The organism is Joostella sp., assembly GCF_048266025.1.
GTDB classification, from domain to species: Bacteria; Bacteroidota; Bacteroidia; order Flavobacteriales; family Flavobacteriaceae; genus Galbibacter; species Galbibacter atrarenae.
The window spans coordinates 100369-116999 of the sequence record NZ_JBLXAF010000003.1; the positions used below are offsets into that span (position 1 = coordinate 100369).

At 32.7% G+C, this 16631-nt stretch carries 14 protein-coding genes; 9 read left to right on the forward strand and 5 right to left on the reverse strand.

Features of this window, described 5'->3' with window-relative positions:
* Nucleotides 1-2: 2 nt before the first annotated feature.
* The 9 genes from ACN0TY_RS08065 (at nt 3) to ACN0TY_RS08105 (ending at nt 9648) form a co-directional block, all read left to right on the forward strand.
* Nucleotides 3-392: a hypothetical protein gene (locus ACN0TY_RS08065; RefSeq protein WP_236959687.1), complete on the forward strand. Its 390-nt coding sequence runs from the start codon at nt 3-5 to the stop codon at nt 390-392.
* 61 nt (nt 393-453) lie between these two features.
* Nucleotides 454-1095: a universal stress protein gene (locus tag ACN0TY_RS08070; protein ID WP_417444059.1), complete on the forward strand. Its 642-nt coding sequence runs from the start codon at nt 454-456 to the stop codon at nt 1093-1095.
* A 118-nt stretch (nt 1096-1213) separates the two neighbouring features.
* Complete coding sequence (locus ACN0TY_RS08075; protein ID WP_417444060.1) at nt 1214-1891, forward strand: TIGR04282 family arsenosugar biosynthesis glycosyltransferase; 678 nt, start codon at nt 1214-1216, stop codon at nt 1889-1891.
* 105 nt (nt 1892-1996) lie between these two features.
* On the forward strand, nt 1997-4987 hold the full coding sequence (locus tag ACN0TY_RS08080) for a TonB-dependent receptor domain-containing protein (protein ID WP_417444061.1): 2991 nt from the start codon (nt 1997-1999) through the stop codon (nt 4985-4987).
* Between the two features lie 43 nt (nt 4988-5030).
* On the forward strand, nt 5031-6242 hold the full coding sequence (locus tag ACN0TY_RS08085) for an ABC transporter substrate-binding protein (RefSeq protein WP_417444062.1): 1212 nt from the start codon (nt 5031-5033) through the stop codon (nt 6240-6242).
* A gap of 4 nt (nt 6243-6246) precedes the next feature.
* The gene (locus tag ACN0TY_RS08090) at nt 6247-7113 is read left to right on the forward strand and encodes an ABC transporter permease subunit (RefSeq protein ID WP_417444063.1); all 867 of its coding nucleotides are present in this window, start codon (nt 6247-6249) and stop codon (nt 7111-7113) included.
* Nucleotides 7106-7879, forward strand: coding sequence for an ABC transporter permease (locus ACN0TY_RS08095; RefSeq protein ID WP_417444190.1), 774 nt, complete (start codon nt 7106-7108; stop codon nt 7877-7879). The genes ACN0TY_RS08090 and ACN0TY_RS08095 overlap by 8 nt, the downstream gene beginning before the upstream one ends.
* Nucleotides 7876-8601, forward strand: a complete 726-nt coding sequence (locus ACN0TY_RS08100) for an ABC transporter ATP-binding protein (protein WP_417444064.1) — start codon at nt 7876-7878, stop codon at nt 8599-8601. Before ACN0TY_RS08095 ends, ACN0TY_RS08100 begins: the two co-directional genes overlap by 4 nt.
* 90 nt (nt 8602-8691) lie before the next feature.
* Nucleotides 8692-9648, forward strand: a complete 957-nt coding sequence (locus ACN0TY_RS08105) for a radical SAM protein (RefSeq protein ID WP_417444065.1) — start codon at nt 8692-8694, stop codon at nt 9646-9648.
* Here the strand turns inward: ACN0TY_RS08105 and ACN0TY_RS08110 are convergent.
* The 5 genes from ACN0TY_RS08110 to ACN0TY_RS08130 all read right to left on the reverse strand — a co-directional run bounded on the left by ACN0TY_RS08110 (nt 9637) and on the right by ACN0TY_RS08130 (nt 16529).
* Nucleotides 9637-10155, reverse strand: coding sequence for a glutathione peroxidase (locus ACN0TY_RS08110; protein WP_417444066.1), 519 nt, complete (start codon nt 10153-10155; stop codon nt 9637-9639). The genes ACN0TY_RS08105 and ACN0TY_RS08110 overlap by 12 nt on opposite strands.
* Nucleotides 10156-10227: 72 nt before the next feature.
* Nucleotides 10228-11631: a sulfatase-like hydrolase/transferase gene (locus ACN0TY_RS08115; protein WP_417444067.1), complete on the reverse strand. Its 1404-nt coding sequence runs from the start codon at nt 11629-11631 to the stop codon at nt 10228-10230.
* 52 nt (nt 11632-11683) lie between these two features.
* A complete protein-coding gene (locus ACN0TY_RS08120) occupies nt 11684-13222 on the reverse strand; it encodes a sulfatase family protein (RefSeq protein ID WP_417444068.1) in 1539 nt (512 codons plus the stop codon).
* Nucleotides 13223-13246: 24 nt separating this feature from the next.
* Nucleotides 13247-14683, reverse strand: coding sequence for a sulfatase (locus ACN0TY_RS08125; protein ID WP_417444069.1), 1437 nt, complete (start codon nt 14681-14683; stop codon nt 13247-13249).
* A complete protein-coding gene (locus ACN0TY_RS08130; protein WP_417444070.1) occupies nt 14667-16529 on the reverse strand; it encodes an alpha-L-fucosidase in 1863 nt (620 codons plus the stop codon). The genes ACN0TY_RS08125 and ACN0TY_RS08130 overlap by 17 nt, the downstream gene beginning before the upstream one ends.
* Nucleotides 16530-16631: the final 102 nt, after the last annotated feature.

Sequence of the window (16631 nt, forward strand, 5' to 3'; positions counted from 1 at the left end):
CAATGAGAGAACAACTTTTTTATAATCACGAAGACGACTCCTTTATAATGAAGAAAAAGGATAAAGAAGAAGTAGGGAACTGGACAGATCATTTAGAGTTTATCAATTCAGAATTAAACTATTTCATAAAAATAGAGGAGCAATTAATTAAAGATATAAACATAAGTAATGCTTTAAAGGAGTTAAGAAGGAGTAACGCAATTGTACTTAAAGATTTGTATCGATATGATGTAAGTTTAGGGATGAGTATAGAGTGTGATACGGTAGATTGTGACACATTTTATTTGGGGAATCATGAGAAATGTAGAAAGGTATATCTCGATTTTATAGAGCGTGTAAAGACGTTTAAGCTTACTTTCTATTCAAAAATGTTGATCTATACAAGACTGTAATAAATTGATAATGATGTAAAGAGTTTATAAGTGATTTAAAACAAACCTAAAATATATAACGATGAAAAATATTTTATTTTTAACTGATTTTTCCGAAAATGCATGGAACGCTTTAAAATATACCATATCGTTATATGAGAATATCCCATGTAAATTTTATATTTTAAACTCTTTTTCAGAAGAAAAGCATGGTCTTGATTCTTTAAACTATTTAGATCCTTATGAAGCATTCCATAATTCATCAGCAAATAATTCTAACGAAAAGTTAGAGCAATTACTCAATAAGCTAGCTTTCTTTGATACTGATGCAGCGCATGAATATTTTATGATAGCTAAATCAGGAAGCTTATTAAATGCAACTCAAAAGCTAATTTCTCAATTAGATATAGATGAAATTTTAATTGCAGCTAAAGGGGATTCAAATAGAAAGAATAAAATTTTAGGTCGAAATACTAAAACGATTATTAAAAACATTAATAAACTTCCTATTCTTATAGTGCCAAATACTTGTAATTCTAAACCTACTTATAAAATTCAAGCTAAAAATATTTCTTTTGCTGATTTGCAAAATACTTTAAATGACGGCCCAGTAATGCTACTAAAAAATAATACAGTAGAAGAGCATGAAGAAATACATGGTTTGATAGATTTAGGAATCTTTCAAAATATGTATTTACATCTAGCTCATCATATAAGGCTTTAAGAATCAATTTATAATAGGATATTATTATATAGAACTTTTTTATTTCCCAAAAAAGTTAACAACTCTGTAATGAATTTGATATTTTTGAGACTACAAGAAAAATTCATTTTACGAGCGAATGTTCAAAGATACTGCGATATTAATTTTTGCTAATTCTGGAAGTGCTGAAAAAGCCAATAAGTCGATACGTAAAAGTGAAATTTTATTCAACGAGCTCAATAAATATGTTCTTAAAATAGTTAAGAACTCTAACATTCCCTATTTTTTAATTACTGATAAAGAACAAGTAGGTAATTCTTTTGGAGAGCGCTTTACAAATGCAATCCAAACAGTTTTTAATAATGGTTATAAGAATGTAATAACTATTGGGAATGATTCCCCTCAGTTAAAAACGAAGCATCTTCTAGCTACAGCAAAAAGGTTAGAGAGAGGAGAAACTGTTTTAGGTCCTTCTTCGGACGGTGGATTTTACCTTATGGGAATTCAGAAGGAACTTTTCAATAAAAAAGAGTTTTTAAATATATCATGGAACTCTAATAAGGTTTTAAAAGAAGTAGAAACACTTATAAGAGAATCCAAAGAGAGTATATTCAAACTAGAAACTCTTATTGATATTGATAAGGAATTAGATATAAAGAGAATCCACAGTTTTCATCGTAAAATATCTAGAGTTTTACATCTTATTATTCTCGCTATTCTTTCAGAGAGTACCACTATTTTTTATCAATCCCTTCAGTTTTTCGAGAACAGAAAATCACAACGCTACTTTAATAAGGGATCTCCTTTGTTGGCATAATACTTACATGTACTATTATGATTTAATCACTTTATAATGAGTGATTTTAAAATCATAGTGGAAATCAATCTTAAGAAATATTATAGCCAACAACTTAAATTTTATATGAAAAATTTATTGTTCTGGGGAATGCTATTTATAACTATATCAGCATTTTCTCAACAAGACATCACAGTCTCTGTGATAGATATTCAAAGTAACATTCCAGTTTCTGGGGTAGAAGTAGTTTTAAGTAATCAAAGTCAAGGAATCACATTAAAAGATATAAGCAGTACACAAGGAAAAGTAGTTTTCAGAGGAATTCCATCGCTTAACGATTATCAGGTATACTTTACAGGGAATGGTGATTATGCAGGTGCAAGCATAGATAATATAGATATTCGGTCCAACCAGAATGCAAATTTATTGTTGCCGTTAGATACAAGTATAGCAAATGAGCAGCAGTTAGATGAGGTAGTGCTTTATAATAGTACGTCTGCAAAAATTAACCGTAGAGATGCAGAAGTTTCTTTTGAGTTAAAAGCAGAAGAAATTACAGAAATTCCTGTTGAAGGGCGAGATATTACTAGAGTTTTATATCGATTACCAAATGTAACACAAGCAACTGGTTTCTATCCTGAAGCTCCTAATGTTAGTATTAATGGGGCAAATCCCTTATTTACTTCTTACACTATAGATGGGATGGATAATAATGAGCGTTTTCTAGGAGGTCAACGTTTTAATATTCCTGCTGGGTTCGTAAAAGACGTTTCTGTTTTTACGAGTAATTATTCTGCGGAATATGGTCTTACTGGAAATGGAGTTATAGATATTACTACTAAATCTGGAAGCAATGATTTAACAGGGGAAGTTTTTTTTGTAACCCGTCCAGGACCTGTTATTGATGGTGAAAGTCCGTATGCGCAAAGAGACCTTTCTGGGAATCAAGTTAAGAATGGTTTTGCTCGTTATCAAACGGGAGTTGGAATAGGTGGAGCTATTGTAAAAGACAAAACGTTCTATTATTTTAATTTTGAACATACCACAGATGTAAAAGACAATTTATTAAATGTAGATGATCTTGGAGTAAATGAAACTATTCGGGGTAATAATAACTTCGATTATTTCTCTGTAAAACTAGATCAATTATGGAGTCGCAATTTTAGAAGTTCTCTTCGTGCGAATGTAGGAGTTGTTGGCATAGAAAGTCAAGGAGGTGGATTAGAGGGAGGAGTTACTTTTCCGTCAGCGGGATTTAAACAGGTAAGAAACAGTTTGAATTTGGCACTTAAGAACGCCTATAAATTTGGAGGAATTAGTGCAGAAACCAATTTTCAATATAGTCGTTTTAGATGGGATTATTCGGATGCTAAAAACCCTAACCAATCACAAGTAACTTTGAGAAATCCTTCCGATGAAACTATTGGTGTTATAGGGAATCCAGGAGGTACGTTTAATGAGATTGAGAACACATTTCAGTTTCAACAGAAGTTTAAATACTATATAGACAACCATACCATAAAAGCTGGAGTTAATTTTATTAGTGGCGATCATAAATTGTTTGGTGGCGGAAACCCTGTTGGGAATTACGTGGTAGATTTAACCCAAAGTCAAATTAATGATCTTGCAGCGAGTGGAGTTGGAGGAAGTCTTGATATAAATGATATCCCGAATGATGTTGAGGTCGTTAATTACAGTGTTGAATTACGCCCTAATTCTTTTGGAAAAACTCAGAATATCACAAGTTTTTATATGGAAGACTTATGGTCGGTTTCAGAAAAATTGAACTTAACTTTTGGACTGCGTTACGACTATGATAACCTTTCTAAAGGGGGTGGTAATAAAGGGGATTATAACAATCTAGCTCCTCGTTTTAATTTTAATTATGAATTAACACCAAATAGTATCATCCGTGGAGGATATGCTATTGCCTATGATAAGGTAAATTATGCAATTTATAGTGATGCGCTTCAACAGAATACTACTTCTGATGCTTATAAACAGCAAATACAAGCTTTTATAGATCAAGGAATTCTTCCAGCAGATACAGATATTAGTGCCGTTACATATGATGGAAATTTAAGTGCTAATATTACAGGTGTAGATTATTTGCAAGGACCACCAGCTTCAGAATTGGAAGGGCAGCGTGAAACTGCTTTTTCTAATGAGCGTAGAATCTTAAACCCTAACGGATATGATAACCCATATTCACACCAGATTTCTTTAGGATATCAATTACAGGTAGCCGATGATAAGTTGTTTTTTGTTGATTTGTTCCATAATCGAGGAGTAGATTTATTCAGAATTAAAAATTTAAATGCTGCTGAAGAGTTTCCAATAGATGAGAATTTCACAGTAGAAGATGTTAGAACCCCTGCAGAGGCAGATGCTACAAGACCAGTACCAATTATTGATGGGGAAGGGATTATTAATGGACAATCTGTTAGTGGTGTTGCAAGAAATGTAGTAATGACAGAAAGCAAAGGGAAATCTCGTTATTATGCGATGAGTTTAAACCTTCAAAAGGTAAGGGGAGAAGATAATTATTCTTACCGTATTAACTACACTCTATCTTCTCTAGAAAATAATACTGAGGATATTAATTTCCGTCCACAAGATGCAAATAATTATGGTGCGGAATGGGGGCCTTCCATTAATGATAGACGTCATAATATTAATGGAATTTTTAATTTCTATCCATTTAAAGGAAGTACAATTACATTGGCTTCATTATTACAAAGCGGACAACCAATAAACAGAATTCCAGATGCTTTAATTTATGGAACTACAGATTTAAATGGTGATGGTTCTGCTTTTGGAGATTCTTATGTTGGTAATAGCGATCGTTCACCAGGGGAAGCTCGAAATGATGATAGGTTGCCTTGGTCTTTTAACTTCGATCTAGGATTGCAACATCAATTTAAATTAGGAAGTAATAAATTGGAATTAAGAGCAGATGTTTTTAATGTTTTTAATGTTGAAAACTTAAGTGGATATAGTAATAATGCAACACAAAGTAATCAGATTCAAGTAGGACCAGCTTCTTCAGGGAGATTTGTGCAAAAAAATGCAGGGCCTCCTAGACAGTTCCAGTTTGGAGTACGATATTTGTTTTGATTAATGGGTGTAACCATCTAAGTAGCTATAAATAGTATAGACAATGAAAAATATAATATATATAACACTACTTTTTTGTTTCCTTTCCTGTAATACAACAAAGAGAGAGGCACAAGAAGATATAACTAATGCATCCTGGGAAGAAGTTTTAAGCAAAGCGAATGGAACTACTCTTACTATGATGATGTGGAATGGCGATACTAAGATAAATAGGTATATGAAATCTTATGTTGCGCCTAATTTAAAGGAAAAGTATAACATCGATTTTGAAATTGTAAGCGGGCAAGGATCAAAAATTGTTCAGCTATTAATGACAGAAATTCAAGCATCGAAGAATAGAAGTGATGTAGATTTAGTTTGGATCAATGGAGAGACCTTTTTTCAATTGCGAGAAATAAAAGCTTTATATGGACCGTGGACTGCCAAAATTCCAAATGGTGAATATATAGATTTTGAAAATCCTTTTATAGGAATGGATTTTCAGCAACCAATAGAAGGATTTGAACTTCCTTGGGGAAATGTACAAATGACATTGATTTACGACAGTGCTAAGGTTGAGAATCCTCCGATGACACGAACATCTTTACTTAATTTTGCAAAAGAACACCCAGGGACTTTCACTTTCGATAACCACTTTACAGGACTTACTTTTTTAAAATCTTTATTGATTGATATTGCTGGTGGAAACGAATCTTTGTCTGGAGCATTTAATGAGGTTAAGTATAAAAAATATAGTTCTGAACTTTGGAGTTATATAAATGAATTAAAGCCTTATTTATGGCGTAAAGGAGAAGTTTTTCCTGAGGGAGTAGCGCAAATGCATCAGCTTTTTGCCAATGGAGAGTTGCTTTTTACAATGAGTAATAATGATGCTGAGGTAGATAGTAAGACAATGGAAGGGTTGTTTCCTGAAACAACAAGAGCTTATGTTCCTGCATTTGGGACTATTCAGAATTCACATTATTTGGGGATCCCAAAATTATCAGGAAATAAAGCAGCCGCATTAGTAGCAGCAAATTTTTTAAGCACTCCTGAGGCTCAGTTAGAGAAAATGAAGCCTTCAGTATGGGGAGACGGCACTGTTTTAGATTTAGAAAAGCTACCGAAAGATATTAAACAGAAATTTATGAATATTCCATCTAGAGAACATGCTCCAGATAGAAGTGAAATTCAAAATCGAGCGCATATGGAACTTGCTCCCGAATATATGATTAGATTGGCAGAGGATTTTAGAACAGAAATAATTAATAAGTAATTTATTGAAGATAACCAGTAATCATATAAGCAAACTATTTTTTTTAGGTATTGTTTTACTGCCCGTATTTTCAGGGTTGCTATATGCTGTATTTTATAGTTTAGGACTTATAGGAATTTTAAATGATGGTTTGTCTACGGAAGTTTGGAGAACAATTTTTACTACAGAGCCATTTTGGAAGTCTTTACTTTTTAGCATTTATATAGCCTTAACGAGTGTTACGACTGCAATAATATTAGCGCTTACCATTGCTATAAGTTGGAGAAAGAGCTTACAAAAAGGCTTCCTATCTTATGCTATTTATCTTCCGCTATGTTTTCCAGCTACAGTGATGGCTTTTTTTAGTTTTCAACTTTTATCTCGTTCAGGGTTCTTATCTAGAGTTGCCTTTAATTTTGACTTTATAGACAGTTTAAACTCATTTCCAGAGTGGATAAATGATGGTTATGGAATAGGAATTATCTTTACTTCAGTATTGCTAATAACACCTTTTTTTATCATTTTATTTTCTAATTTATACCAAACGGAGAATTTGCGTTCTTTTATTACATTGTCTAAGAGTTTTGGAGCTTCAAAACAACAGACCTTGCTAAAGGTTACCCTGCCGATTTTATTAAAAAAAGCTTCAGGCACCATCTATCTATTTATCATTTTTGTAATGGGAAGTTACGAAGTGCCCTTGCTTCTAGGACGCCAAGACCCACAAATGATTTCTGTGGCAATTCTCCAAAAAATACAACGATTTAATCTTTATGATATTCCAACGGGTTATGCAATGAGCGTTTTATATGTACTTATAATCACAGTTGCATTAGTTTTTATTTATCTAAAGAACATAACCCTTTTTAAAACTCAAAAAAGTGATGTTTAAAAGGGTGCTTCAATACATATTCTTTATATCTATAGGCTTTCCGCTTGTATTTTTATTAATATTATCCTTCGGAAGAAAGTGGCAGTATCCTAGTATTTTTCCAGAGGAGATTACAATAACTAACTGGGAGTCATTGCTACAAACAGATGCAGAATTATTTATAACATTTTTTACTTCGTTAGTAATTTCACTTTCTGTAGCAATTATGGTTACTATTACTGCTTTTATAGTATCAAAACATATCTGTAATAGTAAGTACAAAAATATTTTCTTGCTGCTAGCTTATATCCCATATTTACTCTCTCCAGTTATAATGGCTGTTATTTTTCAATATTATTTTGTAATAACAGAATTAACAGGCACATTGCTAGGAGTAATAATAGCGCAGTTTTTAATAGCTTTTCCGTTTGGAATTATTATATATAGTAATTTTTGGAATCCTAATTTAAAACATTTAGAAGAGTTAAGTAAAACTTTAGGAGGAAGTAATTTTAAGACATTTAAGAGAGTCCTTTTTCCGCTATCAAAAAGCGCTATTCTATTATGTTTTTTTCAAGTCTTTTTAATCTCTTGGTTTGAATATGGGCTAACGAATTTAATAGGCACAGGAAAAATAAAAACCTTAACAGTACAGGTATTTACCTATATAAATGAAGCTAATTTGTTTTATGCATCAGTAGCGTGTTGTTTACTAGTTTTACCTCCTATGTTTCTTATTTATATAAATAAGATGCTTTTAATGTTTTCTGAATCCACAGTAGAATGAGTAGTATTTTAGAAGTTAAAAATCTTAATAAATCTTTTAAGAATGAATCGATTCTGAAAGATGTAAACCTAAATTTGAATAAAGGAGAAGTCCTTAGTTTATTGGGGTATTCTGGAAGTGGAAAAACAACTTTATTAAAAATAATTGCTGGTCTTGAAAAAAAAGATAAAGGAATTATTATTCTTAACGACGAAGATATTAGCGATACAAAAGTTCAAGATAGAAATATTGTTTACCTATTTCAAGACGCGCTTTTATTTCCGCATTTAAATGTATTTGAAAATATAGCTTTTGGGTTGCGTTTAAGAAATATGGATAAAGCTATTATCGAAGAGAACGTTTGGGATATGCTTGATAAACTTGAAATGAAAGCACACGCCAAAAAGATGAGTACAGAATTATCTGGTGGTCAAAAACAACGGATCTCTTTTGGTAGGGCAATGGTTATAGAACCACAATTATTATTGCTAGATGAGCCTTTTGGAGCTTTAGATGGAGTTACTAGAAGTAAAATGCAAGTGCTTTTCAAAGCATTAGCAAAAAAAATGAATGTTTCTACTTTATTTGTAACGCATGATCTCAAAGAGGCTATTGTAATGGGCGATGAAATAGCAAGAATTAAGAAAGGTAAATTAAAACAATATGCAACGAAAGAAGATTTTTATAATGATGATGATTCTGGAGTTAAAAAAGAAATTGACTTTTGGAAACAATTTAATTAATTATTATCTGATTGTTTCGCTGAAAATTATAATTTAAAGAAGCTAAAGTTGTACCTAATGAGGTCAATTTAGTAAAAAATAGACTATTATATGTTACAAGATTTTAATCATGTGCAATCTGTTTATTGGGTGTTTACTCAACTATGTAACGACGATTGTGACCATTGCTATAATGACTCTAGCCCTTTTGGTAGCAGAATTAGTGAGGAAGATTGCATGAAGATAATCGATAATATGCCTGCCAAAATAGATCGACTGATTTTAAGTGGGGGAGAGCCTATGGCTGATATTAAATTGTTGTATGCAGTACTTGATAAACTTGCTTTAAAATATGGGGAAGAGACTCAGATAATGTTGCAAACCAATGGAGATTTAATGACGGATGAAAAGTTAGCAACACTTATAAAAAAGGGAGTAAAGCGCTTTGATATTGCAAGTATTGATAGGTATCACAAAAAGGCTGGAAGTCGTTTGATGGAGCTTTCAGACATTTTTGAAAGGCATGGAGTTATTGGAACAGAAAAAGACCCTTTAATAGAAGGTGGTCACTATTTAACAGAAAATCCATTGAGTTGGGGATATTGGGGCGCTAGTGAAGATATGTGGCTAGGAGGAAATTGGGCTAGAGGAAAGGCCATGAAAAATGATATTTACCTTAAAGATCCCAATCATAACTTCTGTTCTATACTTTCTGGTGCACGAAATTTTCTAGGTGGATATGATGATATTCCTCAGGAGATAAGTATTCAACTCTGGAGAATAAATCCATGTTGCCCAGGAACTCATTTTCCAATGGGAGATGCCCGCAAAGAAAAAGTATCTGAGGTTCTTAAAAGGGCTTCTAATAATGCAGTTTTTAAAGCTTTAAATGCAGGAGAACCTTTGGAAATGGGAATCGAATTGGGAGTTTCTAAATCGGAAGCCGAGGCCAAAAACCAAGAACTCAAAAACATCTGTTTATACTGTGATCATTTTATGAAATGCCATAAAGATGAAATTTTTGATAAAAATGGTGTAATAGAAAGTGACGTTACTCTAGAGCGTTAAGTTTTTAGTGATTTTAGTACTTAACGGTTTGGTAGTCGACATATAGTAATCTATTAATCTTCCTTGTTCATCAACAAGATATTTTTGGAAATTCCATTTTACAGAAGAATTTTTCAATCCATTTACAGATTTTTCTGTAAGCCATCTATAAAGTGGATGTTGATTACTACCTTTTACATCCACTTTCTCAGTAATTAGAAATTGTACACCATAGTTTTTTTGACAAAAGCTTTGGATTTCTTCAGCATTACCAGGTTCTTGACCACCAAATTGGTTACAAGGAACTCCTATAATCATTAGGTTATCTTTATAGGTTTCATATAATTCTTCTAGCCCTTTGTATTGACCAGTAAAACCACATTCTGAAGCTACATTTACAAATAGTATTTTCTTTCCTTTATAAACACCTAGATCAATTTTGTTGCCATCAATACTGTTAATCGAAATATCGTAAATCGATTCTGTAGGTGTTACAGGCTCTTGAGCTTTTCCAAATAGTGATATCATAATGCAAAGGTATACTAATGTTGTTTTCATTTTTAAGTTTAATTAGTAAGCAAGATACAATTTGAAAATTGATTATAGTGTTTCTCTCTCTTTGGAAAACGTATTGGCAGGTGGGTTTTTTGGTAATGTACTCTCAAAAGTTTTAAGTTTTTTTAATAATTCTTCTACCTTTTCAGGATATTCTAGAGAAACATCTTTTTGTTCTGCCCAATCAGAAGTAATGTTATAAAGTTCGGTTTTTCCTAGTTTATAACTTACTAACAACTTCCAATTGTTTTCTTGAATTCCAGCTTCTGGCCAAAAATTAGGTTTATTAGGGGCAAACAACCAGTTCCAATAAATAGCTTTATCTCGCTTAAAGCCTTTGCCTTTTAAGGCATCTACAATGTTAACGCCGTCAGGTTCGTAGCCTTTTGGAAACTTTGCACTTGCTAAATCTAAAAAAGTGGGTAATAAATCAACCGTAGTGAGTTCTGTTGTTTTGTCAATTACCCCAGCAGGGATAGTGCCAGGCCATCTTGCAATAAATGGAATACGTATTCCCCCTGCAAATAGAGAGCGTTTCTGTCCTCTTAACCCATTTGTTTCTCCTACTGAATAGTAAGTAGCTAAGCCTGGGCCTGTAGAATTATCATCAGATTTGAGATGATTTCCAGTTATTTCTGGACCATTGTCTGATGAAAAAAGAACTAAAGTGTTATTATCGACTCCTATTTCTTTTAAAGTTTTAAAAAGTTCTCCTATACGATCATCATATTCTGCAACTACAGCAGCATAAACTTGTTTTTGTTCATCTAGATGGGAAAACTTATCCATGTATTTTTTCTTTGGATAGTGTGGAGTATGAGTTGCATGAATCCAAGCATTAATAAAAAATGGTTGCTCTTTATTACGTTTGGCAAAATCTATGGTTTTATATAATGTAGAATCTACATGCATTTGATGTAAATTACTAGGTAAATTAAAAGCTCCATATTCATCATAACCATATTCTAAGGGAGATGGAGCATCTTTTACGTGCGTATTTGTTAAATGCCACTTCCCAAAATGAGCAGTTTTATACCCTGCACTTTTAAGCATACGAGGTAAGGATGGAGCTTTTGGATCTAACCAATCTGGCATTCCTCTTTTTATATGTGATGCAACAGTAGCAAAATGGCCATGCACACTTTGTCTCGCTGGATACTGCCCCGTAATAACTCCAACTCTGCTAGGGGAACAAACTGGATTAACTACAGAAAAATTTTGAAAGTCAATCCCTTCAGCTGCCATTTTATCAAGGTTGGGAGTTTTACAAAAACTACTTCCATGAATTCCTAAATCACCATAGCCCCAGTCATCAGCGAAAATTAATATAATATTAGGACGTTGTATGTTTGTTATTGTTTCACTTTCCTTATCTCTTGTATTCTTTTGCTTCGAATTACACGAAGTAAGCAAGATTAAAATTGTGATTATAGAAAAGAGTTTGTTCATATTGTTTTATTTTGTATCAATTGATATGTAACATCTGTATATAGATAGCTCGCTATAAAGGCGCTTTTCTAGTTTGTTTTCCTGTTCTATACTCTTCTAGCAAGTCTTTCATTTCTTTAACTTTTTCTGGATGTTCATTATATAAATTAACCCTTTGCTCCTGATCATCTTTCATATTAAAAAGTAATTCTTCAGTATCAAAATCTGAATATCCTCCTAACTTTTTAAAGGATACAGGCATCGGCACTTGACTACCTGTTTTATTATTTATATATAACCAGTTTCCTTTTCTAAGAGCCCATCTAGACTTAAGAGTGTTATGAACAGTTGCTTCTCTTAAAGGTTCATTTTTATATGTTTTACCTTCTAATACTGGAGTGAAGTTATAACTGTCTGGGGCAGCATTTTCTGGCATATCTACTTCAGTAATATTCATTAAAGTAGCCATGATATCTGTTTGGCAAATTACTTCATTAGAAACCGTTCCTTTTTTTACTTTACCTGGCCATTTAACTATAAAGGGAACATGGTGACCGCCTTCCCATACATCACGTTTTAGACCTCTAAAATCTCCCATGCTAAAATGTCCATATTCTTCGGCACGTTTCCATGCTGTATTTTCCGGTCCATTATCAGAAGTAAATATTATAATGGTATTTTCTTCAAATCCATTTGATTTAATAGCTTTTAAAACTTCTCCAGCTACCCAATCTGTTTGAACCATATAATCACCGTATGCTCCCGCTTTTGATTTTCCATCAAATTCATCATTAGGTACAATCGGTTCATGTGGAGAAGGAAGTGATAGATATAAAAAGAATGGTTTTTTCTTATCTTGGTTACCAATCCATTCTATGGTTTTTTTTGTTAGTTTAGGTAGTACTTCAAAAGGATTCCATTCTTTTGCTTTAGGTCCTGGTCTAAATCCCCACACACCTTCTTTGGGTAAAACTTCAGGATCCTTCATGGCTTCAGTAGGAGCTTCTATTATACGATCATTTTCAACCCAAGCATAAGGAGGGAAATTTATGGTTCCATCACCAAAATAGTAATCGAAACCTCTAGCCAGTGGTCCTCCTGCAATAGGTTTTTCCCAATCTACATCTTCTACAGCATATAAATCAATAAAACGTGTTCCTCTTTTTATTTTAGTAGGCTCATTATTGAATTCCCAATCCCATCCTAAATGCCATTTGCCAATACAAGCGGTAGTGTAATCCTTAGTTTTAAGTGCTTGTGGTAGCGTATAATCGCTATCCTTAAAGAAAGGCTTGCCAAAACTTTGAACAATACCATGTTGTCTTCGCCAATGATAAGACCCAGTTAATAGAGCAAATCTACTTGGAGAACATATCGCAGAGGAACTATGGGCATCTGTGAAACGCATCCCTTCACGTGCTAATTGATCAAGATTTGGAGTTGATATTTTGGAGTCTTTGTTTTGGATTCCTAAATCTCCATAACCCATATCATCAGCATATATGATAACGATATTTGGTAATTTTTCTTTCGGTTTTTGGTTATTAGTTTCGTTACAGCTTGTTGTAACTAGAAGATAAAGTATGGCTATAGATAATGTCTTTAAACTCATAATTATAAATAAAAATATTTTGGATTAATTTCCTGTGTTAATGCTTTTTCCTACCGATGCTCTCCATGCACTCAATTCTTGTTTCATTTTTGAGGCAACTAACGGTTTTTCATTTATGATGTTATTTTTTTCAGATTTATCATTTAATAAATCATAGAGTTCATAGGTTTTTCCATTATCTGGACTGTATAATTTATATTGACTGTTTACCCATGACATTTTTTCTTTAATAAGGAAACCAATAGGCTCCTTTCTTACGTTCTCTTTTCCATCCAAAATATTTAGCATGCTTTCTCCATCTAAAACTCGGTTATTATCAGGATACTCTATATTTAAAATATCTAGAATAGTTGGTAAATAATCACTAGTTATCATTGGGGAATATTGTCTTTTAGGAGTTTTAAAATGCCCTTTCCAAAAAACAAAAGCTGGAACTCTTACGCCACCTTCAAATAAATCTCTTTTGCCTCCTCTAAATTCACCTGCACTATTTTCAAGATGTATAGGTCCATTATCACTACAAAACCAAATGATTGTGTTTTCATCAATATCGAGCTTATTAATAGTTTGCCAAAGTCTTCCCATCTGTGTATCCATTGCTGATATTGATCCGTAGTATAGTTGTTCTTTTAAACTTAAATTTTTGTATTGGTTTCGTTGTTCATCATCTGCAACTAATGGTCTGTGAGGCGTGTGAAACCATATTGTAGTGAAAAAGGGTGTTTTTTTGCTAACTGCGTTTTCAATGAATGGAATTACTCGATCCATTATAACTCTAGAATCCGATCCTTCAATATTGTCTTTAACAACTTCATTTTCGTTTACCCAGTATGCTGTACCATAATTTTTTGTAGCTTCATTTTTCGTTACTGCTCTCCATCCATCGATCATATTCTCATCATCTTCAAATACTGCTGGGTAAACCATTGGATCATATGTTGGAACTTTAGATTCTGTAGACAAATAAGTATCGTATCCATGCATAGTTGGAATGCTATATTCTTGCTCTCCTTTTATTGTTCCTCCACGATTACCATCTTTAACTGTTTTAGTCAAGGTGCCTAAGTGCCATTTTCCAAAATGTCCAGTAGTGTATTGGGCTTTATTTTTTAAGATTTCTGGAAGTGTAATTTCTTTCTCTTTTAAATGACCTTGGTTTGCATATGGAATTTCTAATCTAAATGGAGTTCTCCCTGTTAAAACACTGGCACGGGTAGGGGAGCAAACAGCTGATGCTGAATAGAGCCTATCAAGTATAATTCCTTGAGCAGCCATTTCATCTAAAAACGGAGTCTTTACAACTTTATTTCCATTATAACCTACATCAAACCATCCCTGATCATCTGTCATTACTAAAATAATATTAGGTCTATCCTCAACATTTTGAGAATATGCAGTAATACTAATTAAGGCAGTAATGGTAATTAGAAAAAAATTTAAGCTTTTAAAATTGTATTTCAAGAGCATATCCATTTTTATTAGTTTCTATTTTATTCAAATCAACTTCTAAAGCGGAATCTGTTTGTTCCCATGAAATGGTCTTATCAGTTCCTAACATTCTAACACTTTTTATAGAGCCATTATCTTTTTTTAATGATTTAATAGAAATTTTTTCTTTGGGATTCACTAAAGAAATTGCATACACTTTATTTTTTTTGGCAGTGAACCAGAAGTCATTTTCAGTAAAAGTTTTAGAAAAACCTTTTATTTCTCTATGTCTTGTTCCCTCTAGTAGAATTTCTGATTGGCCTTCTCGCTTTATTTTCCAAGGAGTTGTTCCGTAAATAGCATCACTATTAATTTTAATCCAGTCACCCATTTCGAGCAAACGTACTTTACTCTCCTTTGGAACATTACCAAGTTCATCAGGTCCAATATTAAGTAGATAGTTACCGCCTTTTGATAAAATATCCACAAAATAGTAGAGTAATTCACCAGGAGACTTCCAGTCTTTGTCATAGACTTTATATGCCCAAGAATTATTTGTTGTGCCACAGGTTTCAAAGTATTTTTCTAAAGTTTTACCTGAAGCGGGAATATTGTTATCACCTGTATCTGTATAATCTCCAAAACCCCAACCAATTCTTCTATTAACGAGTATATTTGGATTAGAATTATAGACCTGTTTGTAAAATTTAAACGATTGATCTTCATTTATAAATCCAGTACCATCAAACCAAATTAAGCGTAGTTTAGGCATGCTTTTAATAAGCTCGGTTATTTGTGGCAATGCTTTTGTTTCTAGATATTCAGCATGTGTGTTTGGGCTTGGATCCCATAAGTTCTTACCCATTTTGTGAGTTAGTAAACCTAAAGAATCATTAATATACTTAGTATTATTATAATTGCCATCACTACCATTAAACCAATCATTTCCAAGAGAATAGTAAACTCCAAATTCTATACCTTCATTTAAGCACGCTTCATATAATTCTAAAATAATATCTCCATCATAAGGAGTAGCATCAGTGATATCATAGTCAGAAACTTCAGAATCAAACATAGCGAAACCATCGTGATGTTTAGATGTAATTACCACGTATTTCATACCAACATTTTTGGCAAGTTTTGCAAAGTTTTCTGCAAAGGATTTATCTGGTTTAAAAGTTTTTACTAGTTCTTTATACTCTTCTCTAGGAATTCTAAAAGAATGCATTAGCCATTCTGACGGCTTTGGTCCTGGGTATGGAGCATTTTTAATTTGTGTTCCTTTCCATACTCCTGCTGTTTGTGAGTACAAGCCCCAATGTATAAACATACCGAATTTAGCTTCTTTAAACCAGTTTAAGGTTTTTTGCTTTTCTGGGGATTGATGCATTTGTAACCATTCCTTATGATATTTCCCTGAGCCTATTTGATTCTTGACATCAGGGACAATTCTAAGTTGCTTGAATGGGGCTCTTGTTTTTATTTCAATTTGTTGTGAACCTCTTTGGTTAAAGTCAATAGGTGCTCTAAACTCAAAAATTGAATTATTAGCGTAATCGACACGAGTTTTTTTGATAGATGCTTCATATGTTTTTTCATTAAAAGACATGCTTACCAAAGTATCTTTTAAAGGAATATCTCCATTATAAAGGATTTGAACTTTGAAAAGGCCTAAGTGTTTTGATTGAAAATCCCAAGTATAAGCGTTTTCATTTTCTAATGCATCTTCTATATCTAGTAAGATCCAATTTGTTTTCTCATCGAAGTTAGTTTCATCACTATTTGAATTTACAGACACTTGTTCTTTATTTTTGCAAGAGATGACACTTACAATAGCCACTACAGCCAGAATTAATACGTACTTAAATGAATATTTCATGTGATTTTTGTTTTATAGTTATGTAACCAATTTATAAGCTTGATACTATACTTTAGTTGACTCCCTTCCTTATATTATTTAATTTCAGATTAAATATTTTTT